This window comes from Caballeronia sp. GAFFF2, from assembly GCF_023631485.1.
Taxonomy (GTDB): Bacteria; Pseudomonadota; Gammaproteobacteria; order Burkholderiales; family Burkholderiaceae; genus Caballeronia.
In genome coordinates this window covers 312,937-334,388 of sequence record NZ_JALQDA010000027.1, presented here as the reverse complement: position 1 = coordinate 334,388, position 21,452 = coordinate 312,937, and the positions used below count along the sequence as shown (strand labels likewise).

Here is a 21,452-nt window from a genome sequence, read left to right as displayed (position 1 = left end):
CGGCTCACGCGCGCAACGCTTCCCACGCGTTGCGCGTTCCTTCACTCAAAGCACCGCGACGACCCGCGCATCCCCTTCCACGGATGGCACCACTTGGCCGCCCACGCGCCGGAACGTGATCGTCACGTTCTTGTCGCCGAGACGCAGATCGCCGATCTCCAGCCAGTCGATGCCCTCCGGCAACTGCGGCCGGTCGATGCGTATTTCGTCGTTGATCGCGTCCATCGTCACGCCGAGACACGCTTCGAGGACCATGAACGGCGCGCCCGCTGCCCACGCCTGCGGCAGACACGCCACCGGATAAGCGATCGGCCGTTCGCCGCGCTGACGCGTGAAGCCGCAAAACAGCTCGGGCAAACGCATGTCGAACGTGACGGCCGCCTCGAACAAAGCCTGCAGCAGACCAACCGCCGCGCCACGCTCGCCGTAACGCGCAAGGCCACGCGCGCATAACGCCGTATCGTGCGGCCAGACCGAGCCGTTGTGGTACGACATCGGATTGAAACGCGGCTGCCCGGCGGCGAGCGTACGCACGCCCCAGCCGGTGTGGAACAAGGTGGATTCGAGCTGACGCGCGACCTTCTCGCCGCGCTCGCGCTCGACCAGATCGAACGCGAGCAGATGCCCCGCATTCGATGACAACACCCTGCACAAGTCGCCACGCCCGTCGAGCGCTATGCCGTAGAAGTCCATCTCCGGCATCCAGTACATTGCTTCCACGCGCTCGCGGATATGGCGCGCGCGCCGCTCGAACTCGTCCGCACGTTCGTGTTCGCCGCGTTCGCGGCCAAGCCGCGCCATCGTCGAGAATGCCGTCGATGCGTATGCCTGCACTTCCACCAGCGCAATCGGTCCGATGGGAAATTTACCGTCCGCATGGAACACGGAGTCCTGACTATCTTTCCAGCCCTGGTTGGCGAGTCCATGCTCGGACGCGCGCTGATAGTCGAGCAAGCCGTGCGGATTCTTGTCGCAATGACGCGCGACCCAGTCCGCCGCGAGTTGCAACGCGGGCCAGATTTCGTCGATGAGCGCCTGATCGCCGGTGCGCTCCGCATACGCGCCCGCGAGCACGATGAAAAGCGGCGTGCTGTCGACGCCACCGTAATAAAGCGCGAATGGCACCTCGCCGGTCGCGGCCATCTCGCTCTTGCGCGTCTCGTGCATGATCTTGCCGATTTCCGCGTCGCGGAACGCCGAGTCCTCACGCGCCTGATGAGCCGCGAGAAAGCGCAGCACGCCGCGCGCGAGCGTGGGATGCAGCCACAGCATCTGCAACGACGTGATGATCGCGTCACGCCCGAACGCGGTCGAGAACCACGGGATGCCCGCATACGGATACGGGCCGGTTTCGAGATCGGTGGTGAGAAGCCCGAGGTCGGCCAGCGACCGGTCGATCCATTCGCTGAAGAGTGGATTGCTCGAACGCACGCGCGCACTGGCGCGACGCCGGTCTCGCATACGCCGATGCGCCTCGACGAGCGCTTCGCGGATAGCCGGACGGCCCGATTCGGGCGCACACTCGGCGGCTTCGGCGGCGTTGCGCTTGCTCTCTTCGCTGGCGTCGCTGAGCGCGTGTGTCACGGCCGTGACGGAGAGATAGACCGAAATCGCCGTCTCCGATTCGATACGCAGCGCGTAATCGGCGCGCGTTGGCGAGAGCACGTCCGGCGCGGGTGTGAACTGGATGCGCGCGGTGCGTTCCACTTCGTCCAGGCCGATATAGCGCAACACCACCTCGCCATTTTCGACAATGGGCGGCCGCAACGTTCCGCGCTTCTGGCGCTTCGAGCCACGCACCTCGAACATATCGAGAAAGTCCGCGGCGAACGAAATGGAGATCGGCACCGTGGATGGCTCGGTGCCGTAGTTCGTCAGCACGATGCTTTCGTGCAATACGTGCCCGGAAAGCACACGTTTGCGCTCGACGTGGATCACGCCCTCCGGTGTCTGGGCTCCGCCGATGGGCGGCAGCGGCCGGTTGGTCAAGTGCGCGGTGAAGACAGCGTTATCGCTCGATACACTGCCTGAAAGCAGCGACGGCGCGCGTCCACCGAACGTGAGCACCAATTGCGAGAGCACACGGGTATCGTTGACAAACAGGCCGTCGTCGCCGCCACGTATATCGCCTTTGGCGTCGTAGACGGCGAACGTGTTGCCCGATTTCAGGACGAACTGGCGCTCGCTCGGAATGTTGACGTTCTCGGTCGGAATGAAGGCATCGTCCGCGCCGGGCATAGTCGCTTGCGCCTGTTGCTGCTGCTGTTGCGTCTGGTCCTGCGTCTGATCCTTTGTGTCCATTGCGCCTTCCTGAACTGAAAGTAATGTGTAATCACGACGGCTGGCCAGCTCGACCAGACCGATGTTTTTGCAGGGTGCCCGCCGCTCATGCGCAGCAATCGGGCCGCTCACCGGATATCATCGACGGTTTTTCGACCGGACCGGGCCTGACGGGTTCTCCGCATCCATGGCATTTCCGCATATCGACTTACTTTATTCTGCTTCGGGCCTCGGCGTCGGCTTTCTGGTCGGCCTCACCGGCGTGGGCGGCGGTTCACTGATGACGCCGCTGCTCGTGCTGCTCTTCGGGATTCATCCGGCAACGGCAGTCGGCACCGACCTGCTGTACGCCGCCGCGACCAAGACCGCCGGCACGCTCGTACACGGCCTCAAGGGCTCGGTGGACTGGCGCATCACTGGCCGGCTCGCCGCAGGCAGCGTGCCGGCCGCCGCCATCACGCTGTATTTCCTGCACCGGCACGGCATGACTTCACCCGACACGGGCCGCCTGATCCAGTTGATTCTCGGCGTCGCGCTGCTCATCACGGCCGTGTCGCTCGTGTTTCGGCCGCAGCTCGCGCGACTGGCCTACCGCAAAGGCCAGGGACGAGCCGAACGCCCTGCCCGCACAACCGCTCTGACCGTGCTGACGGGCGCCATCCTCGGCGTGCTCGTTTCGATCACGTCGGTCGGCGCGGGCGCGATCGGCGTGACGGTTTTGCTGCTGCTTTATCCGCGTCTCGCGACAGTACGCATCGTCGGTTCCGATGTGGCGCATGCGGTGCCGCTTACGCTCATTGCCGGCGCCGGGCACTGGATGCTCGGCTCGGTGGACTGGGCGCTTCTGCTCTCGCTCCTGATCGGCTCGATTCCCGGCATTGCCATTGGCAGCATGCTTTCCTCGAAAGCGCCCGAAACCGTGCTGCGTTACCTGCTTGCCGCGACGCTGATCCTGGTCGGAGCCAAACTCGTGTTCAGTTGATGTTAGTCACGCGGCCCGGCGGTTTCCAGTCGGCCAAATGACATAGGCGGATACGCAGCCGTTCGCAATCCGCCTTATGCCGTTTGGCCGGGTTTCGCCAAGCGCGCCGATACGGCATCATGCGCTCTCAGTTGGGCCCGCGTCACCGCATTCTTCAGCGGAGAGCGGAAAAGCGTGCGCGCCCTTGGTGCGTGCGGCGTGAAAAGGCGTCGATGCACGGCGCGCGGTGCGTGCGACAAGACCACGAGGAGTCAGGCGATGAACGAGAACGACCATCCGCATCACGAGTTGTCTTCCCTTCCTGAAGCATCGGCGAACGACGCGCCTGTTGATCCGGCGCGGCGCCGCTTGCTCGCGGCCGGCGTCGGACTCGCCGGTTTATCGCTGGGCGGCTGCAATCTTTTCGAGCAGAAGCCTGCCACACCAAAAACAGCGGCTGATGTCGCGCTCGACCGCGCGCTTACGGCGAACGTGCGGCAGATCGTCGTGATCTACGCGGAAAACCGCAGTTTCACGAATCTGTACGGGAATTTTCCGGGCGTGCAGTATCCGCTGTCGGCGGTGTCGGCGTCGCGCTTCACGCAGCTCGACCGCGATGGCGTCACGCCCATGCCCACACTGCCGAAAATCTGGGGCGGGCTCGTGCCGCAGGCGCAGGAAGTGGATGGCACGCGCTACGCCATCACCGAGCAGCAGATTGCCGGCCTCAAGAACTCGCCTTTCCGGATCATGGACGCGAACGGCGCGCCGCTTCCCAATTCGGTCATTACACGCGACCTCGTGCATCGTTTCTATCAGAACCAGATGCAGATCAACGCGGGCCGCAATAACCAGTTCGCCGCGTGGGGCGACTCGGGTGGCCTCGTCATGGGCCATTACCAGAATTCGCCCGATACGCTCAGGCTCTGGGGCCTCGCGCAGCAATACACGCTATGCGACAACTTCTTCATGTCGGCATTCGGCGGCTCGTGGCTGAACCATATCTTCCTGATCTCGGCGCAAGCGCCCTTTTATCCCGATGTGCACAACACTCCGGCGGCGCGATTGCTCGCCGTCGTGGATGGCGACGATCCGACCACGCCGCGCCTGAAACTGGCGCCGGATTCGCCGAAATCCGCGCTCGAAGGGCCGCCCAAATTCGTTCGCGATGGCGCCCTCACCGCGGACGGCTATGCGGTCAACACGATGTTCCCGCCGTACCAGCCGAGCAACGTGCGTCCCGCGCCCGGCGGCGATAGCTTCACCGCCGATCCTTCGAATCCGCTCGTGCTGCCGCCGCAAACTTACGCGACCATCGGCGACCGGCTTTCGGCCAAGGGCGTCAACTGGGCGTGGTACAGCGGCGCGTGGCAGTACGCGCTCGATCATCGGGACACGGGTTCCGTGCCGGACTTCCAGTATCACCATCAGCCGTTCAACTACTTTCGCAATTTCGCGCCGGGCACGGCTGCACGCGCCCGGCATTTGCGCGATGCGGGTCTCGGCGACGATCCATCCACGAACAAGCTGCTCGCGGACATCGATGCCGGACGCCTGCCTTCCGTCACGTTCTACAAGCCGCAGGGCAATCTCAACATGCACGCGGGCTATGCGGATGTCGCTTCGGGCGACCGGCATATCGCCAATGTCATCGAGCATATTCAGCGCGGACCGCAATGGGCGAACACGGTGATCGTCGTCACGGTCGATGAAAACGGCGGCTGGTGGGATCACGTCTCGCCGCCGAAGGGCGATCGCTGGGGGCCGGGTTCGCGCATTCCGGCACTGGTGATTTCGCCGTACGCGAAAAAGGGATATGTCGATCACACGGTCTACGACACCAACTCGATTCTTCGCTTCATCTCGCGCGTGCACGATCTCGAACCGCTCGATGGCGTGGCGTCGCGGGATCGGGCGTTTGCGGCGAACGGGGAGAAGCCGCTCGGCGATTTGACGGGGGCGCTGGATTTGGCCTGACAACACTCGCGTGCCGACGGCCGGACGGAACTTCGCATCACGCGAGGAATTACGCGTCCGGTCGAAGCCCTCCGGTATCCGACAAAATATCGGACTCGGCGTAAAGCGCGCGAGGCAGCGAGCGGCGGGAACTGCGTTGCGCGACGCAAACCGTTACGCCCGGAGCCGTTCCGGATTCAACAAAGTGCGGTAACTCGCGCGGCGACGGCCGACTCGCATTTCAAAGATCACGCGCGAAACTCAACACCCGTGGAAAGCCGCGATGATCCCAAGCCCAAAGTCATCGTCCGTCTTCCACCCACGCCCGCGCCGATATCTCGACCAAATATCCATAATGCAACGCGCCTACCGGCACGACGGCGCGCGCCGGCTTCCAGTCGCCGAAGAAGCGCGTGTAAATTTCGTTGAACGTCTTCCAGTGATCGACGCCAACGAGATACACCGTCACCTCCATGCAATCCTCGATGCGCGCGCCCGCCGCTTCCAGCACGGTCCGCAGATTGGCAAGCGTCTGCTCTGCCTGCTCCTCGAACGGCCTGTCCCCGGTATGCGTGCCGTCGGGGCGCATTGGCAACTGGCCCGAAACGCAGACGAGATTGCCCACGCGCGTTGCGTGGCTGTAGTGGCCGGCGGGAACCGGAAGTTCGGGTGCGTTGATAGTCTTGATCGTAGGCATGGTCATGGTCGGATGATTATCAAAGCTTGATTTCAAAGCGTGAGCCTCGTCGCCAGAAAGTCGAGGAACGCACGCGAGCGCGCGGCCATCGACTCGGTCTGATAGAACACCGCGCTGATCGGTTGACGCACGTCTTCGAGCGCGTCGTCAAGTATCGGACGCAAACGGCCCGCGCGGATATCGGCGGCGGTCATGAATTCGGCGAGGCACGCGATGCCGCCGCCATCGAGCGCCAATTGCCGGATAGTCTCGCCGCTGGACGCCGATACCGCAGGCCGGATCGTCACGAACGGCGCGCCCGGAATATTGCCCGATGCGCGCAACGGCCAGTCATTGAGGCTTTCGGGCGCGGTGAAGCCGATCAGCCGCGCGCGCATGAGTTCATCGACATCACGCGGCTCGCCGTGTTCGGCAAGATAATCCGGACTCGCCAGTACGCGCAGCCGGCTGCTGCCGAGCGAGCGCGCGTGCAAGGTCGAATCCTGCAGGACGCCGATGCGAATCGCGATATCGACGCGCTGCTCCATCAGATCGACGATGCGCTCGTTGCTCGTCAGTTCCAGCGTGATGTCCGGATAAAGCGCGGCGAACGCCTTCACATGCGGCACGATGCAGTGAAGCACGAACGGCGACGCCGCATCCACACGCAGGCGCCCGGCCGGACGCTCGTGCCGGCGCGAGATCGCTTCCTCGGCGTCATCCATCGCGGCGAGGATGGCGCGAGCGCGCGTCAGAAACAGCTCGCCTTCCTCGGTGAGTTGAAGACGGCGCGTCGTGCGGCGCACGAGGGTCGTGTCGAGCTTCTTTTCGAGACGCGTCAGCGTGCGGCTCACGCCGGATACGGTTTGCTGAAGCGTTTCGGCGGCGGCGGTCATCGAACCACTGTCAATGACGGTCACGAAAACCTGTAGTTCGTCGGTATTGGTCTTCATGCGGGCGCGATGCGGATCGATTGTTGATTTCAAGTCAAGTTTGATTTGAGACTAGCATCGTTTTTGCGAAAGTCGAAACGGAACATACTCTCTTCATCGGTTCAAACGAATTCCCGCAAATCGCATTGCATGGGACCACAGGAGCAAAACATGAAGATCTTCATCACAGGCGCAGGCGGCTTTATCGGCGGTTCGATCGCGGCGGGACTCGCGCGCGACGGTCACACGGTGCGCGGTCTGATCCGTCGCGACGAGCAGAGCGACGCCTTGAAGCAGGCGGGTATCGAGCCCGTCGTCGGCAGTCTCGACGACGCCGCGCTTCTCACCGCCGAAGCCCGTTCTGCCGATGCAGTCATCAACGCGGCCAGCAGCGATCATCGCGGCGCGGTCGAAACCCTGATCGCCGCGCTCGAAGGCTCCGACAAACCGTTCCTGCATACGAGCGGATCGAGCATTGTCGGCGATGCGTCGGGCGGCGAAGCATCGGACAACATCTACACCGAAGAGAATCTGCCGGAACCGACCGCCGACAAGGCGCCGCGCGTGGCCATCGACAAGCTCGTGCTGGGCGCCGCCAAGCGTGGCGTGCGCTCTGCCGTGCTGTGCAACACGCTGATCTACGGTCACGGCGCCATTCCGAACACCGCAAGCGTGCAACTGCCGCGACTCGAACGTCAGGCGCAGAAGAGCGGCATCGTGCGTCATGTCGGACGCGGGCTGAACATCTGGTCGAACGTGCATATCGACGATGTCGTCGACGCTTATCGACGCGCACTCGACAAGACGCCGGCCGGCACGTTCTATTTCATCGAAAGCGGCGAGGCGCAATATCGCGACATGACCACCGCCATGGCGCGCGCGATGCAATTGCGCGGCCCCGAAGACTGGCCGCTTGAAGATGCCGTCAAGGAATGGGGTTATGAGATGGCCAACTACGGGCTTGGCTCCAACAGCCGCGTCAGAGGCAAGCGCGTGCGCTTCCTGCTGGGCTGGGAGCCGAAGCGGACCTCGGTCATTGACTGGATCGAGAAAGAAATGGTGCGGTGAACGGTGTCGCTTCGGCTCTGAACGTCGCGCCGTTATTCCGCGACTGAGGCCAGAGGCACTCTGCCATCGAGCAAAACAACGCGCGAAGGGCAAACTGGCTTGACCAATTTGCCCTTCGGTTTCACGTTACTTCAACGCGCCCGCGAACTTCTCGATTTCCGTCTCCGCCATCCCCGACTTCACAGCCGATTCGCGAATCTGCCGCCACGTAGTCGGGTCGACCGGCACGCCGTTCGAATTGCGCTCGGCGCGGCGCGCTTCCTCCGGTTCGCCAGGCGCGTGAATCGCATCGGTGCCAGCGGCTTTCGGCGAAGCCTTCATCCATTCGAGGAACGCTTCCGCTTCGGCCTCTGCGGCCGGGGCATCGAAGGCGTTCGGGTCGAGAATCACTGAAGTCATGCAATTGATGATCGCGCTCGACTTCTCCAGCGTGCTCTCATGCGTGGTATATCCGCCCGACAGCGCGCCGCCGAAAATCTCGCAGAGCGCGGCAAGCCCCGAGCCCTTGTGCAGACCGAATGCGGTCAGCGAGCCGAACGGCTCTTCATGCATCACTTTCGGTTCGAGCGTCGGCACGCCTGCGTGGTCGAGCAACATGCCCGGCGCGACCTGCACGCCCTTGTTGTAGGCCACGCGCGTCTTGCCGTAAGCAATGCCTGCCGTCGCGAAATCCAGCACCAGCGGCTTCTTGCCCTTACGCGGATACGCCGCGCAAAAAGGGTTCGTGCCGAAGCGCCGGTCTATACCGCCGAACGGCGCCACCAGCGGATCGCCCGCTACGTTCACGAAGTGAAACGACACGAGCCCCGCCTTCGCGCATTGCTCCGCCCAGTGTCCGATCCGGCCGATGTGATGCGCGTTGCGCAAGCCGACCGCGCACACGCCGAACTTCTTCGCGCGCTCGATGCCGAATTCCATCGCCTCGTAGGCAACCACTTGACCGAAGCCCTTGCGACCATCGACGGTGATGACGGCGCCCGCATCGCGAACGATTTCAGCATGCGTGTTGAGCTTGAGCTGGCCATCCGCGAGGGAGGACGTATAGCGCGGAATCATGCCGACGCCATGCGAATCATGCCCCGAGAGATTCGACATCACGAGATGGTCCGCCACCAGTTCGGCCTCGCGCGGCGCGCTGCCGGCGCTTTCCCAGATGGCGCGCACATAGGCGTGAAGGGTATCGGCGGCGATGCGCAGTTCGGGGGATTTTTGGGTATCGTTCATCGCGATGTCTGTCTCCTGTATGTGAAGTGCATGGCCCGGCCGCAATGCCGCACGACGGGCGAGGGCCTATTACTTTACCCATGATCAACTGGCCTTACCAGTTCGTTTTGAAGAATTCGCTGAAAAGGCCCGAAAAAAAGCCCGCGCGAAGCGGGCGATTTCTGATTCCGGAAGACGCGTTGAATCAGGGCGCAGCAGCGATCACTTCCGCCACCGCCGCCGTCAGTTTCCTTGCGTAGGGCACGTGCAGGAATTCGTTCGGCCCGTGCGCGTTGGACTTCGGGCCGAGCACGCCGCACACCATGAACTGCGAGCGCGGAAAGCCTTCCTTCAACGTGTTCATGAGCGGAATGGTGCCGCCCTGCCCCATGTATGCGACATCCGCGCCAAAGTAGCGACGCGATGCATCGTTCAACGACGTCCCCAGCCAGGGCGCAAGCTCGGGCGCGCTCCAACCAGTTGCCGCGCCGGCTTCAGCCTTGAACGTGACCTTGGCGTTGTAAGGCGGATCGAGTTCCAGCAGCGACTTCAACTGACCGACCGCTTCGGCGGCTTCGACAAGCGGCGGCAGGCGCAGCGACAGCTTGAACGCGGTGCGCGGTGCGAGCACGTTGCCGGCGTCGGCGAGTGACGGCAGGCCGGCCGCTCCCGTGACCGTCAGCGACGGACGCCACGTCGAATTGATGAGCGCTTCTTGCGGGTCGGTAGTGGTCGGCAACACACTGCCGCCGTCCTGGCCACAACTCCACGGCAGTTTCTTCCAGACATCGTCGCCGAGAATGCGGGCGGTCGCTTCAGCCTCACGCAGACGTTGCGCGGGAATCGAGCAATGAAAGTCCTTCGGGAGCAGGTTGCCGGTGGCCGCGTCTTCGAGCCGCTCGAACAATTGCCGCATGATGCGAAAGGTCGATGGCGCGATGCCGCCATAGCCGCCCGAATGCAGGCCTTCTTCGAGCACCTGGATTTCGAGGTCGCCCGAGACCAGGCCGCGCAGCGAAGTCGTGAGCCACAACTGGTCGTAGTTGCCCGCGCCGGAGTCCAGGCAGATCACGAGGCCGACATCGCCCAGGCGTTCGCGGAGCGCGTCGATATACGGCAGCAAGTCGTAGCTGCCCGATTCCTCGCACGTCTCGATGATGCCGACGCAGCGCGGCCGCTCCACACCTTGAGCGTCGAGCGCGGCGAGCGCCGTGATGCTGGCGTAGGTCGCGTAGCCGTCGTCCGCACCGCCCCGGCCGTAGAGCCGGCCGTCCTCGAACTTCGGCGTCCAAGGGCCGAGATCATTGCGCCAGCCTTCGAATTCAGGCTGCTTGTCCAGGTGGCCATACAGCACGACGGTTTCGGTGCTGCCCGAACGCGTTGCGGGCGCTTCGAAGAAGATCACGGGCGTGCGTTCAGGCAGACGCACGATCTCGACTTTCAGGCCCATGACGCGCTGCGCCTTCACCCAGTCCACCGCGTCCGTCACTACCCGTTCGATGAAACCGTTCCGCGCCCAGTTCGCGTCGAACATCGGGCTTTTCGCGGGCACCGCGATGTAGTCGGTCAGCGCGGGCACGATCTCATCGTTCCATTTCTGGTCGACGAAACGCTGCAGTTCCGTCGAATCGAGCCGTACCGCTTCTTCGTGTTGCGTATTGTCGCCGTTAGTCATGAGCGTGTGTCCAGGCGGGCAAAACCTTCATCATAGACGGGTTTCGCGGCCCTTTTGCGCCCATGCCTTTGATCGTGCGGCAATCATGCAATTTTTTTCAATATGTATGATCAATAGCGCGTTCCCGTGATTACGGTGCGCGAAACGGCTGGATCGGCTTCGATCGCCTGATCGGTGAACGGAAAGCGCGCCCACTGTTTCGCCGAGAAAAGACGCGTGGCATCGGCCGAGTGCGGCGAAGCGGGATCGTCGGACTCGGAATGCGACAGCAGCGTGTCGGCCTCCACGCCGCCCGGGCCATCGGCCGCGAAGGAGACGACTTGTACGTAGCTGTCGCCCTGACCGTTCGCGTCCATCGGATACCCCTTCGCGTCCAGCGGACGCCGCGCGCATACCACCGTAAAGTAGCCCGCTTCGTCGCAACCGCCGTAGAGCGGCACGCGTTCGCCCGCGCGCGTGGTATACAAAATGTCGCCGCGCCGCGAATCGAGCGCGAAACCGTTCAGCCGGAGCGCGAGCGCCGCGCCGCCGAGCGCCTGTCGCAGATCCTGCACGACGGCGGGATTGTCGATGTTGAAGCCGCTCGGCGTATCGAGCGGCTTGTCGGGGCTGAAGGGCGTCGCGTAGAGGCGCTCGGGCGCGAGGCGCGTCACGCGTTGCCAGAACTCGTCCCAGAGGTTCGCGCCGCGTGCATCGATATCCGATGAACCGTTCCAGCTGCGCAGCACTTCGCATGCATCATGCAAAGCGTATTGCGCGTCGTTGCCGTTGCACACGGCATCGAGCAGCGGTTGGCGATACAGTCTCTCCGACATCGAGCCGGTAGCCAGCACCGCGGTTTCCAGCGCGTCTCGCGTGATGCCGCCCGGCTCGCGCTGCAGCCGCGCCGCGAGCAGATGGCCGTAACGCGTGCGCAGCGACTGCTCGTAACGCGTCGCTCCGGCCACGCGCGCAAGGCCCGTGAGCGGCGCGTTCGCGTTGGTGAGCCAGTAGCTGTCGTTGAAGTTGCCGACGTAATCGCCGCGCACGACGCTCGCCATTTGCGCGACCGGCAGCGCGCCCTGCTGCACGCTCGATCCATCCGCGCGCCACGCGCAGGCGCTCTTCGAACCGTCGAGGAACGGCACGCCCGGCATACGGCTCGCGAGCGCGCGGCCGGCGGGCGGCGTGCATGCATCGGCGATCGCGTCGGGCACGTCGGGGATCGCGCCGATGTCGGCGAACCAGACGCGCGCGTCGTTGCGGCCGATCGCGAGCGTGTTGGCCCACGGCATCGCTGCATAGCGCTTCTGGATCGCGATGAAATCCTCGAGCGAGTGCGCCTGGTTCCACGCGAAGAAGTTCTGGAAGGCGCGCGCGTTGTCGGCGTTGACGTCGGCGAGCGCATAGGCCCGCTGCGTGTTCCATCCAAGTGCCGGCGAGAGCGCGGACAGGTCCATCACCGGACCGAAGCGCGTTCGATACAGCGTGCGCGTGACGGATTCGATCGTGCCATCGGCGCGAAGCGCGCGGACGGTGAGCGGCACGGGCGTCATCGGCTGGCTTCGACCATCGAACATGTAATGCGTGGAATCGGCGGGATCGAGCGTCAACTGGAAGATGCCGAAGCGGCGCGCGCTCGATACGGTATGCGTCCACGCGATGTTCTCGTTGAAGCCGAGCACGATGAGCGGCACGCCGAGAAACGACACGCCGGCCACATTCACGCGTCCGGGGATGGTCAGTTGCGCCTGATAGAAGCGGTCCGGGCCGCGCCAGAACCAGTGCGGATTGCCGAAGAGGATGCTGCGTTGGTCGCGTGTTACCGGCGCGCCGAATGCGAGTGCATTGCTGCCGATGCCGGGGTTTTCGCCGATCGGATAGCGCAGGGCATCGAGCGGGTTGTTGGCGTGGAACGGAGTGCCGAATGCGGGTGCTTGATTGCCGATGCCGGGATCGTCACCGGCGGAATAGCCTGAAAAATCGTGCGATTTTGTGGCATGAAGCGGAGTGCCGGATGCTGCGTCATTGCTCATGCCTGGACCTTCGCCGCCGAGATAGCGCGGCAATGTTCGCGGACTGGCGGCAGCAAGCAGAGCGCCCTTGTTCACCAGAGATGGCGTTGGCGCGATTCGCCCGCCGCTTTCATCCAGCGAACCAGCCGATGTACTGCTCGTCGCTGGCGCCGCGTCCGGCGTTGTCTCCCCGCGCGGCGTCGCTCCCGCTTTCGGGGGTTGCGCCGCCGCAATCGCCTGCACGAAGCGCGTCGATCCGCCCGCGAGATTCGCCGCGATCAGCCGACGGTAAATATCGTCCGATGTGATTTTGTCGACCCACAGCTTGCCTTTGCATGCAGCATGCAACTTCGGAAAATTGCCCGCGTTCAAATCTGCGAGATAGCGGTTGTAACCGGAGGCGAAGCCATCGATCAGATCGCGCAGGTCGACGCCTTGCGCCGCGCGATAGCGTTCGACGGCGGCCTGATCGATAACGATGCGGAAGAAGAAATCGGCATCGAGGTTGCGCGGCTGACCGAACGTCGACATCGATGGCGGACGCGCATCCGCGCCGAACGAGGCCGAGCGCTCGCCGCGATAGGTGACGAAGGCATCGGCGAGCGTGCACAGGTTGTCTTCGGCTTGCGCGTAGCCGAAACCGAAGCCGAGACTGCCCCAATCCGCCGCGCGTACGTGCGGGATGCCCGACTCCGTGCGGCGGATCTCCGCGCTATACGCTGTGTTTCCGGCTTGCGTCGATTGCGCGGTTTGCGCTCGCCCCGCATCGGACTGAGGCGCGCTGCAGGCGGCCAGCAACACGCTTAGAAGCGCACCAGAAATCGCATGCCTGACGGTCTGGTTCATCGGGAAAATCCTGTGTCCGATCGACGCGGTTTTTAGAATGCCTCGCGCGAAAGTATCGCATTCGGCGTTCGCAGGCCGCCGCCAAAATTTAGACGACCGTGCGCTCGTGGGTGACGAAGCATTTTGCATGCGGCATGTTGCATGCAACATGCAATGCACAATGACCCGATGAGATTCCCCCCAGCGAGATGCCGCCTACCAACGACCCGCGCCCTGCGCCCCCCGAACGTCCATTGCCGGAAGACTGCTGCCAAAGCGGCTGCCATCCTTGCGTGTTCGATCTTTATGAAGAAGCGCTGGAGCGTTACGAAGAACGACTTCGGGAGTGGAACGCGAGACATGGTGAGGCGTCTGGGTGAGAATGCGGTTCTCGCGGCGTGGCAGGCCGAATCGCCGTTCATGGAAAGCGTCGCAAACAGCCGTTCGAGCTTTCATGTCCGCAACACGACGGACCAAGCCGGCTCGCCGATTCACTTCAGCAGCCCGCACCTCACAGCGCTATGCTTATGCCCCGCCGACATACTCGGCGCGGCGGCCATGATTGAGGCAACTCGAAAACGCCTACCCTAGCCCCACCCGCATCACAAACCAAAAAAGGAGCGCTCTCCCATGTCACTCTCGATGTATCGCGCGTCGATTCCCGTGTTCATTCGCGGACTCGAGGTCTGCGCCAGCCTGCTGGAAAAAGGCGCCGCCTTCGCCGATGAGAAAGGCCTCACCCACGCCGATGTAATCAACGCGCGTCTCGCCCCCGACATGCTGCCGCTCGCCGCGCAGATTCAGCGCGCAAGCGATACGGCCAAACTTTCCGCCGCGCGTCTTTCAGGCGCGGAAGCTCCGCGTTTCGAAGACAACGAAGACAGCTTTGCCGCTTTGCAAGAGCGCATCGCGAAGACCATCGTGTTTCTGAAGAGCATTCAGCAAGAGACACTGGCCGACAGCGAAACGCGCACCGTCACGATGAAGTTTCCCAACTTCGAACCATCGTTTTCGGGCGTCGATTATCTGTTCGGCTTCGGCCTGCCGAATTTCTACTTCCATGTCGTGACGACGCACGACATCCTGCGTCACCTTGGCGCGCCTATCGGCAAGCTGGACTATCTCGGTCCGCTCAAATGAGTTCGGAAATCTCGATCAGGTTGTAGTCCGGATCGCGCACATAGACCGAGCGCAATTTTTGCGTCGCGCCGGTTCGTTCGACCGGACCTTCGATGATCGGCACGTTCATCTGCGCGAGCCGTTCGATCACCCGGTCGAGCGGCACGGCGGCGATGAAGCACAGATCGAGCGCGCCCGGCACCGGCAGATGCGCCTTCGGTTCGAATTCGGAACCGCGCACGTGCAGATTGATTTTCTGATTGCCGAAGTGAAACGCGAGACGGTCCGAGCCGAAGCTTTCGAGCTTCATCTGCAGCACATCGACGTAAAAGCGTTTGGTCGCCTCCACGTCGACGCAGGTGAGGACGAGATGGTCGAGATGATCGATGAGAGACATGCCGGACTCCGCGTGTAGGGTCCGGTCATGGTAGACGATGACGCTGAATCGTGAACGACGGCGCTCGGGAAACTGGCGCTTGCCTTGCGCCCTGACTCTCGAACCGCACCAACGAGCGAACTCGAACGAAGCGCCCGCATTAATCAAGAGCGCAGTCCGCAAACGCAAAAAAGCCGAAACGCGACCCATCGCGCTTCGGCTTTTCAAACCAAACTCGAACGACCCGCCTACCGCGAAGCCGTCTGCGCCTGCTCTCCTCGCGCCGCGATCTGCTTACGCCATCCCGCGAGAATGCGCCGCGCCAAGGCATCGTAGTCGCCGCCGAAATGATGATCGCCTGGCAGCTTCACCACCTCGATCCCCGTCTTCGTCAGCGACGGACACAGCGTATCTTCCTCCTTCTCGCCGTAGATACATTGCACGAGCGCCGGCGGCAGCTTGTTGAGTTCGGGCCGTACCTTGAGCGCCTTGTCGCTTGCCGGCATGCCGAGCCAACCCGTCACGCGAATCTGAAAATCCGCCGACGGCGAAAAACCCATCAGCGAGACATACGAAACCTGATCGCGTACGTCGTCCGGCAAACGGTTGTAGGCAAACGGCATGACGTCCGCGCCGAACGAATAGCCAACCAGCGCCACATGGCTCGTATGCCAGCGCGCGTTGTAAGTGCGAACCACGCGCGCGATATCCGCCGCCGTTTGCTGCGGCGACTTCTCGCTCCAGAAATAGCGCAGCGAATCGATGCCGATCACCGACACGCCATCGCGCTGTAGCGCAAGCGCCATCGTCTTGTCGAGATCGCGCCAGCCGCCATCGCCGGAAATGACGATGGCAAGCAGATCCGTCGGCTGCGCGGCGCGCAACTCGATGAGCGGCAGATCGGACACGTCATGCTCGCCCGCGACCTCCGCCTTCTTCAGATGCGGCGCCGCCATCGCGACGATCGCATCGGATTTGCCGCGGCCCGGCTGCACCGCATCGCGCGCCATGAAGCCCGGCAAACCCTTCGCGTGGATGATGGTCGGGTCGGGCGGACACGGATTAAAGCGCGCGTCGAGTTGAGTATCCGGCGCAAGCGATATCGCGCCCGCAACCGTATTGTCCGGCGCCTGCTTGAGCGCCTGCTCGGCGAGAATCGCGCCTTGGCCCGTGCCCGCGAAAATAGGCGAGTAATAGTGGCTCGCCTGCACCGTGCGTTCGAGCTGATGGCTCATGCTCTCGGCGTCGCCGACGAGGTTGTGGCACTTCTCTTTTTCCGCGGTCAGGCGGGCGGCGTAGCGCGGCGTATCGACGCCGACGACCATCGCGCCTTTCGCGGCGAGCGCATCGGCGGCTTGCTGATCGCTCGCATTCCAGCCGCTTTTCTCGGAGAACAAGACGACGAAGCCGGTCATGTCGCCCGAAGGCTTGGTGAGCGTGACCTGGCCATAAGTGCCACCCGAAATCGTGGATGCCGCGTGAGCCGCGCCCAGCATCGACATGCCGGCAAGCGCCGCCGCAATCAGTTTCTTGCTATTCAAAATCATGAACGCCAGCCTCCCGCCAGAAGCGAGAGGTCCGCCAAAGTGAAAAATACGCCAACCGAACCGGACGCCGCGAGGTAACGCGGTTCCCAGCGCGGCTGGAACTTGCTTTTGAATCCGCGCAGACCGCGGAAGTTGTAGAAGCGCCCGCCGAAACGCCACACAAGGCCCGCCAGCCGATGCCAGTGCGATGCCAGCGGCGTCGGCTCCATCCCCGACAGCGGCGCGATACCGAGCGACAGCGACTTGAAGCCCGCTTCCTTCAAATGCAGCGCGAGCTTGGTGAAGAGATATTCCATCGCGTACGGCGAAGCCTCGGCGACATGGCGCATCACGCCGACGGTCGCTTCGGTGTTCATGTCCGTCGTCATGAAGGTGACGAAGGCGACCGGCGCGCCCTGCTGACGCACGAGCAACACGGACTGCGCCGCCAGATAATCCTCGTTGAACGCCGCCACCGAGAAGCTTTTTTCGCGCGCGGAACGGCTGTCGAGCCAGTCGTCGGAGATGGTGCGCAGCATCGGCATGCATTCGGCGACACGCGACGGATCGATCACTTCGGTATCGAAGCCATCACGTTCGCCGCGCTTCAACGCATAGCGCAGATGCGACCGATGCGAGCCCTTCAGATCGAATTCCGACAACGCGACGTGCGCTTCCTCGCCGAGCTTCATCAGCGTGAGGCCGGCGTCGAGATAGAGCGGCAAGGCATCGGCGCGCACCTGGTAGAACGCCGCGCGGCCGTTGTGCGAATGCGCGAGCGCGACGAATTGACGGATCAACGCGGCCCACTCGTGGCGCGGCCCGACCGGGTCGTGCAGCGCGGCCCACGTGCGGCCATGTTTCGCGTACATCAGGAAAGCCTGGCGCGACTCGGAGAAGAGGAAGCTCTTGTCGCCCATCATCGCGAGACCGGCGTCGCTGCGCTCCTGCGCGCGGAAGATGCGCGCGGCATCGGCGAGATCTTGCGGCGCGGGTTTCTCGAAACGGCCTGCCGCCGGACGCAGCAGTTGCCACACCGCGAACGCCGACGCGAACACGCCCGCCGCGAGCGTTGCACGCAAGGCGCGAGGCGCGCGGTCGTCGAAAGCGAACTGCCACCAGAGATCGGTGTTGTAGGCGACGTCGCGGAAAGCGAAGAACATGATCCACACGGCAACTGCGATCACCATGCCGATAGAAAACAGCCAAGTCGCCGTGAAGCGCTCGGCGAACAGCGACGAGCGGCGGTTGAACCGCTCGCGCGTCGCGACGAGCAGGAGGATCAGGACCGCGAGCACGCCTGCCTCGACGAACGCGAGACCCTTCGCGAGGGACAGCGCCAGATTCGCCACCGCGAGCATGAGCGCGAGCCACCACGCCGCATCGAGACGGCGCATCAGGCCGCGCGCGACGAACAACAGGAGCACGCCGAGCACGCTGCCGAGCAGCTGCGAGCTCTCCAGCACCCACAGCGGCAGCACGGTCTGCAAGAACGCAATGCGGATCTTGAAGGCGGGCGTGGCGCCGGAGATGACGAGCATGGAGCCAGCCGCGAAGGTCACGATCGACAGAAACAGCGGCGCGAGTTGCGAAACGCGGCTCGGCCGCAGGAAGCCGAAGCGGCCCTTGAGCGCGCGGCCTTCGAACGCGGTCATCACACCGGCGGAGAGGATCAGCGGCAGGCCGAAATAGATCGCACGATACGCGAGCAGCGCGGCGAGCACGTCCGGCGTCCGGGCGCTGCTGCCGAGCGCGAAGACCATCGCCGCTTCGAACACGCCCACGCCGCCCGGCGTATGACCGATCATGCCGAGCAACATGGCCGCCGAAAACACCGTCATGAATTCGCCGAAGCCGACCTGCGCGCCCGGCAACAGCGCCCACAGTGCGAGACCGGCGCCGAACACATCGACGACGGCAAGCGCCGTTTGCGCCAAGAAATCGCGGCGCGACGGCACCGTGAACGCGAGCCACTTCCAGCGCGACTGCAAGGTGCGCGGCGCGCGGCCGCAAAAGACGAGCATCGCGACGAACACGGCGAGCAGCGCGGCGCCGATGATCTGCAGGATCGTCGGCGAAAGATGCATCATGCCGGCAAGCGTGCCCGCCGAGAACAGCATGCCGGCCGCAGCCATGAAGGCGAGCGACAAAGCGAGCGTGACGCCCGTGAAGACGGAAAGGCGGCCAACCTGAGCCGGCGTGACGTCGGCCGCGCCGTACACGCGGCAGCGCACGGCGCCGCCCGTCAGCGCGCCGAAGCCGGTCACGTTGCCGAGCGCCGATCCCACCGTCGCGCCGACCCACAGAAGCGAACGCGGCACGCTCACGCCAATGTGCCGCAAACCGACGGCGTCGCGTCCCACGAGCGCGGCGAAACTGAGCGCGGTCGCGCAAAGCGCCCCGAGCCACGCCTGCGGCGTCGTCGCTCGCAGCGCGTGCATCACCGACTGATAATTGACCGCGCGCGAAAGATGCTCGAAGACCACGAGCAGCAACACGCCGACGATTACCGTGAGCGCAGGCGCGGCGAGCCGCTGAGGATCGGAAACGATGCCGCTGAAACGAGCGGGCATCGACGTGGCGCGAAGCCGGGAGAACAACTTTCTGCGAGACATGCGTTCTTTGGAACTTGCCCGCGCTCGCGTGGGCAGGGATACTGCCCGGAACGAGCGCTGATCATCGTTATCGGGAACCGCGCAACCTTGCGCGGTCGCAGCGCTCGTTCGGCTCGTCTACACTTGCCGCCCGTGCTCGCGCCATACAAAAGGCTTCAGAGCGAGAAACGCCTGTATAACGGCGACGGTTGACCCAACTTGACTAATATTGGGACAACCACGGGTAAGAACGTGGAAATCGTGAGCTGGAGCGGTTTCGCAAGCGGCCGACCATGCTCGAATAGCAAGAACTGGCGGGTTTACGGTTCGTCAGCCTTGCGGTTACGATCGACGGCCACCGCATCGGCACGCCAGTTTCGGCGCACGGGGCGCAGATTAAGCGGATACTGCAGAGAAAGTCATCGGAATTATGAGAAAAATTGTCACAACCTGTGCAGCAACGTGTTTTGCTCTCGTCCTTGCATCCTGCGCAAGCACGGACGACGCCCTCATCAAGACCGTGCCGATTGGTTCCGGCACCTCGCAGCGCGCGCCCTACGACTTCGTGGAATGCGCCAAGGCCAGGTGGATGCCGATTGGCGGGCGCGTACGCGAATACTCGCTGAGCGCGGATACCGAAGCGGTTTCGGTGGCGGGAAAAGGCGGTGCATCGACCGTGCTGGCCGTCGCGCAACAATCCGCGGGCGGCACCGGCTACACGATTTACGGGGATATCGCGGTCGCGAGCCGCTATGTGACTGCGGCCCACCTTTGCGACTAAGCAACTAGAAGGCGTTCAAGACGGCTTGCCGTCGCGCAGATTCAAGCCTGCGAGGTGCGTGCCGACGATGCGTCCAATCAGATAGCCATCCGACGCGCACGCGTTAGTACGCTCCTTGCCGTCCCACTGGATCTTGTACTGGTCGTCCTGCGAGTGCACGGCGGATGCATCGAATTTGCGCTTGTCGACGCGGCCACCGCTGCGCGCCGCCTCAGCGATGAGCCGATTCCAGGTGAGCGCGTAGCCGTAGCGCACGCCGTCGGCGAAAGCGTCGGTATCGCAGACTTGCGAGGGCGGCGTGGTCTTCACGGTCGTGTGGAACCCGCTAGTGCCGCCGATCACGATACGCTGCTCGCCCGGCGGGGACGGTGCCACGGGCTTGGCGGCAGCACGCGCCGCCTGTGCTGCCTGAGCCGCGGACGCGGCAGATGCCGCGGCGGCCGCATCGGCATCGGCCTGTTGCGGAAGGGGCGCGCAAGCGCCAAGTGCCAAGGTCAGCGCCATCGCTACCGCGAAAGCTGCGCCGCCGCGCCGGAGTGTGCTGAATCTCGAACCGCTATTCACCTGCAGATTCCCGTCTTGAAATAAACGGGCTCTACCTTAACACCGTCGTCGGATTCGTCCGAATTTTGAGAAATGGGGACGCGGCGCTTTTGCGACGGATTTTCCCAAACCCAAACGACGACGCGGACGCCCTCTCGGTGCGCCCGCGCAGCATTGGCAGAGAACCGCCTCAGGAAGCCGACGACGTATTGCTCATCGGCATCTCAATTCCTCGCCGCGCCATTTCCACGATGAGGAACGTGCGCCGCGTGACGTGAAAGCGCGCCAGCAAGTCGCTGGAATACTCTTTCGCCGTGTTTTCGCTGATATTCATCTTCCGCGCAATCGCCTTATTCGATAAGCCCTGCAGAAGATACCGCAAGGTTTCGGTAAGCCGTGGCGGCAAGTCCAGCGATTCGACGGTAATCCCAGCGTGAGGCGTGACCGGACGCGGACTATGACCGCCCTTGCCGAGTACCGTGTTCGGCAGATAGACGCGGCCGTTCAGGATAGTCTTGAGCGCCTCGCGGAACACGCCAGCGCCCTGTTCGCTACCCTTGGAAATGAATCCGCACGCGCCGTTCTTGATGCACTCGAGCACCGTATCGCGGTCGTCCTGGGCTGAAAGCATGACCGTCTGAATTTCGCGATCTTCCTCGCGGATCCAGTTGAGCAAATCCATACCCGTGGTCTGACCGCGCAAGTGGTAGTCGAGAAACATCAGGTCATACGAGTTGGCCGACAACTTGGCCTTAGCCTGCTCGAAACCGTCCGCTTCGTCGATTTCAAGCAAAGGCTCGTTCGCCAGGATGAGACTTTTCATCGCGCTCCTGGTCAGCCCTTCGTCCTCTACCAGCAATACATTTTTGAAATAACCGTTTTCCATTGCAAAGCTCCGAGAACGGTTCCGATATTACGCGTTCGCTGATTGACTTCCACCCTC

At 63.5% G+C, this 21,452-nt stretch carries 17 protein-coding genes; 6 read left to right on the top strand and 11 right to left on the bottom strand.

Translation table 11 applies throughout. From position 1 onward, the window contains the following. Nucleotides 1-45: 45 nt before the first annotated feature. A complete protein-coding gene (locus tag NCT04_RS17900; RefSeq protein WP_250467452.1) occupies nucleotides 46-2,238 on the bottom strand; it encodes an amylo-alpha-1,6-glucosidase in 2,193 nt (730 codons plus the stop codon). 229 nt (nucleotides 2,239-2,467) lie between these two features. On the opposite strand from NCT04_RS17900, the gene NCT04_RS17895 reads away from it, so the two are divergent. Both NCT04_RS17895 and NCT04_RS17890 read left to right on the top strand, forming a co-directional pair. Beyond that, nucleotides 2,468-3,262, top strand: coding sequence for a sulfite exporter TauE/SafE family protein (locus tag NCT04_RS17895; protein WP_250466881.1), 795 nt, complete (start codon nucleotides 2,468-2,470; stop codon nucleotides 3,260-3,262). Between the two features lie 258 nt (nucleotides 3,263-3,520). Then, nucleotides 3,521-5,218, top strand: coding sequence for an acid phosphatase (locus NCT04_RS17890; RefSeq protein ID WP_250466879.1), 1,698 nt, complete (start codon nucleotides 3,521-3,523; stop codon nucleotides 5,216-5,218). A gap of 280 nt (nucleotides 5,219-5,498) precedes the next feature. On the opposite strand, the gene NCT04_RS17885 is transcribed toward NCT04_RS17890, so the two are convergent. After that, nucleotides 5,499-5,894: a RidA family protein gene (locus NCT04_RS17885; protein WP_250466877.1), complete on the bottom strand. Its 396-nt coding sequence runs from the start codon at nucleotides 5,892-5,894 to the stop codon at nucleotides 5,499-5,501. Nucleotides 5,895-5,926: 32 nt separating this feature from the next. After that, nucleotides 5,927-6,826: a LysR substrate-binding domain-containing protein gene (locus NCT04_RS17880; RefSeq protein ID WP_244828296.1), complete on the bottom strand. Its 900-nt coding sequence runs from the start codon at nucleotides 6,824-6,826 to the stop codon at nucleotides 5,927-5,929. Between the two features lie 150 nt (nucleotides 6,827-6,976). On the opposite strand from NCT04_RS17880, the gene NCT04_RS17875 reads away from it, so the two are divergent. Beyond that, nucleotides 6,977-7,873, top strand: coding sequence for an NAD-dependent epimerase/dehydratase family protein (locus NCT04_RS17875; RefSeq protein WP_250466876.1), 897 nt, complete (start codon nucleotides 6,977-6,979; stop codon nucleotides 7,871-7,873). 126 nt (nucleotides 7,874-7,999) lie between these two features. On the opposite strand, the gene NCT04_RS17870 is transcribed toward NCT04_RS17875, so the two are convergent. The 3 genes from NCT04_RS17870 to NCT04_RS17860 all read right to left on the bottom strand — a co-directional run bounded on the left by NCT04_RS17870 (nucleotide 8,000) and on the right by NCT04_RS17860 (nucleotide 13,591). Then, complete coding sequence (locus tag NCT04_RS17870; protein ID WP_244828300.1) at nucleotides 8,000-9,097, bottom strand: malate/lactate/ureidoglycolate dehydrogenase; 1,098 nt, start codon at nucleotides 9,095-9,097, stop codon at nucleotides 8,000-8,002. Nucleotides 9,098-9,281: 184 nt separating this feature from the next. After that, nucleotides 9,282-10,751, bottom strand: a complete 1,470-nt coding sequence (locus tag NCT04_RS17865; protein WP_250466875.1) for a M20 family metallopeptidase — start codon at nucleotides 10,749-10,751, stop codon at nucleotides 9,282-9,284. A 110-nt stretch (nucleotides 10,752-10,861) separates the two neighbouring features. Continuing rightward, on the bottom strand, nucleotides 10,862-13,591 hold the full coding sequence (locus NCT04_RS17860; protein WP_250466873.1) for a penicillin acylase family protein: 2,730 nt from the start codon (nucleotides 13,589-13,591) through the stop codon (nucleotides 10,862-10,864). Nucleotides 13,592-13,779: 188 nt separating this feature from the next. Here NCT04_RS17860 and NCT04_RS17855 point away from each other — a divergent pair, with 188 nt between their 5' ends. Beyond that, the gene (locus tag NCT04_RS17855) at nucleotides 13,780-13,950 is read left to right on the top strand and encodes an oxidoreductase-like domain-containing protein (RefSeq protein WP_244828304.1); all 171 of its coding nucleotides are present in this window, start codon (nucleotides 13,780-13,782) and stop codon (nucleotides 13,948-13,950) included. 250 nt (nucleotides 13,951-14,200) lie between these two features. Then, nucleotides 14,201-14,710, top strand: coding sequence for a DUF1993 domain-containing protein (locus NCT04_RS17850; RefSeq protein ID WP_250466872.1), 510 nt, complete (start codon nucleotides 14,201-14,203; stop codon nucleotides 14,708-14,710). On the opposite strand, the gene NCT04_RS17845 is transcribed toward NCT04_RS17850, so the two are convergent. From NCT04_RS17845 to mprF, 3 genes are all read right to left on the bottom strand, one after another. After that, nucleotides 14,703-15,086: a VOC family protein gene (locus NCT04_RS17845; protein WP_250466870.1), complete on the bottom strand. Its 384-nt coding sequence runs from the start codon at nucleotides 15,084-15,086 to the stop codon at nucleotides 14,703-14,705. The two genes, NCT04_RS17850 and NCT04_RS17845, sit on opposite strands and share 8 nt — an antisense overlap. 227 nt (nucleotides 15,087-15,313) lie before the next feature. Then, nucleotides 15,314-16,612, bottom strand: coding sequence for a virulence factor family protein (locus NCT04_RS17840; protein WP_250466868.1), 1,299 nt, complete (start codon nucleotides 16,610-16,612; stop codon nucleotides 15,314-15,316). Then, nucleotides 16,609-19,206: a bifunctional lysylphosphatidylglycerol flippase/synthetase MprF gene (gene mprF / locus NCT04_RS17835; protein ID WP_250466867.1), complete on the bottom strand. Its 2,598-nt coding sequence runs from the start codon at nucleotides 19,204-19,206 to the stop codon at nucleotides 16,609-16,611. Before mprF ends, NCT04_RS17840 begins: the two co-directional genes overlap by 4 nt. A 499-nt stretch (nucleotides 19,207-19,705) precedes the next feature. Between mprF and NCT04_RS17830 the strand changes: the two genes are divergently transcribed. Beyond that, the gene (locus tag NCT04_RS17830; RefSeq protein ID WP_250466865.1) at nucleotides 19,706-19,966 is read left to right on the top strand and encodes a hypothetical protein; all 261 of its coding nucleotides are present in this window, start codon (nucleotides 19,706-19,708) and stop codon (nucleotides 19,964-19,966) included. Nucleotides 19,967-19,981: 15 nt separating this feature from the next. Here the strand turns inward: NCT04_RS17830 and NCT04_RS17825 are convergent, their stop codons facing one another. Together NCT04_RS17825 and NCT04_RS17820 are read right to left on the bottom strand one after the other, a co-directional pair. Further along, the gene (locus NCT04_RS17825) at nucleotides 19,982-20,470 is read right to left on the bottom strand and encodes a hypothetical protein (RefSeq protein WP_250466863.1); all 489 of its coding nucleotides are present in this window, start codon (nucleotides 20,468-20,470) and stop codon (nucleotides 19,982-19,984) included. A gap of 229 nt (nucleotides 20,471-20,699) precedes the next feature. Continuing rightward, on the bottom strand, nucleotides 20,700-21,395 hold the full coding sequence (locus NCT04_RS17820; protein WP_284503325.1) for a response regulator transcription factor: 696 nt from the start codon (nucleotides 21,393-21,395) through the stop codon (nucleotides 20,700-20,702). Between the last annotated feature and the right edge of the window lie 57 nt (nucleotides 21,396-21,452).

What these genes read in the sequence shown, in the direction of transcription:
- NCT04_RS17900 (WP_250467452.1), bottom strand. Translation starts at nt 2,238, where the DNA reads ATGCCCGGCGCGGACGATGCCTTCATTCCGACCGAGAACGTCAACATT.
- NCT04_RS17885 (WP_250466877.1), bottom strand. Translation starts at nt 5,894, where the DNA reads ATGCCTACGATCAAGACTATCAACGCACCCGAACTTCCGGTTCCCGCC.
- NCT04_RS17820 (WP_284503325.1), bottom strand. Translation starts at nt 21,395, where the DNA reads ATGGAAAACGGTTATTTCAAAAATGTATTGCTGGTAGAGGACGAAGGG.
- NCT04_RS17890 (WP_250466879.1), top strand. Translation starts at nt 3,521, where the DNA reads ATGAACGAGAACGACCATCCGCATCACGAGTTGTCTTCCCTTCCTGAA.
- NCT04_RS17895 (WP_250466881.1), top strand. Translation starts at nt 2,468, where the DNA reads ATGGCATTTCCGCATATCGACTTACTTTATTCTGCTTCGGGCCTCGGC.
- NCT04_RS17860 (WP_250466873.1), bottom strand. Translation starts at nt 13,591, where the DNA reads ATGAACCAGACCGTCAGGCATGCGATTTCTGGTGCGCTTCTAAGCGTG.
- NCT04_RS17870 (WP_244828300.1), bottom strand. Translation starts at nt 9,097, where the DNA reads ATGAACGATACCCAAAAATCCCCCGAACTGCGCATCGCCGCCGATACC.
- NCT04_RS17880 (WP_244828296.1), bottom strand. Translation starts at nt 6,826, where the DNA reads ATGAAGACCAATACCGACGAACTACAGGTTTTCGTGACCGTCATTGAC.
- NCT04_RS17850 (WP_250466872.1), top strand. Translation starts at nt 14,201, where the DNA reads ATGTCACTCTCGATGTATCGCGCGTCGATTCCCGTGTTCATTCGCGGA.
- NCT04_RS17845 (WP_250466870.1), bottom strand. Translation starts at nt 15,086, where the DNA reads ATGTCTCTCATCGATCATCTCGACCATCTCGTCCTCACCTGCGTCGAC.
- NCT04_RS17825 (WP_250466863.1), bottom strand. Translation starts at nt 20,470, where the DNA reads ATGGCGCTGACCTTGGCACTTGGCGCTTGCGCGCCCCTTCCGCAACAG.
- mprF (WP_250466867.1), bottom strand. Translation starts at nt 19,206, where the DNA reads ATGTCTCGCAGAAAGTTGTTCTCCCGGCTTCGCGCCACGTCGATGCCC.
- NCT04_RS17865 (WP_250466875.1), bottom strand. Translation starts at nt 10,751, where the DNA reads ATGACTAACGGCGACAATACGCAACACGAAGAAGCGGTACGGCTCGAT.
- NCT04_RS17855 (WP_244828304.1), top strand. Translation starts at nt 13,780, where the DNA reads ATGCCGCCTACCAACGACCCGCGCCCTGCGCCCCCCGAACGTCCATTG.
- NCT04_RS17840 (WP_250466868.1), bottom strand. Translation starts at nt 16,612, where the DNA reads ATGATTTTGAATAGCAAGAAACTGATTGCGGCGGCGCTTGCCGGCATG.
- NCT04_RS17875 (WP_250466876.1), top strand. Translation starts at nt 6,977, where the DNA reads ATGAAGATCTTCATCACAGGCGCAGGCGGCTTTATCGGCGGTTCGATC.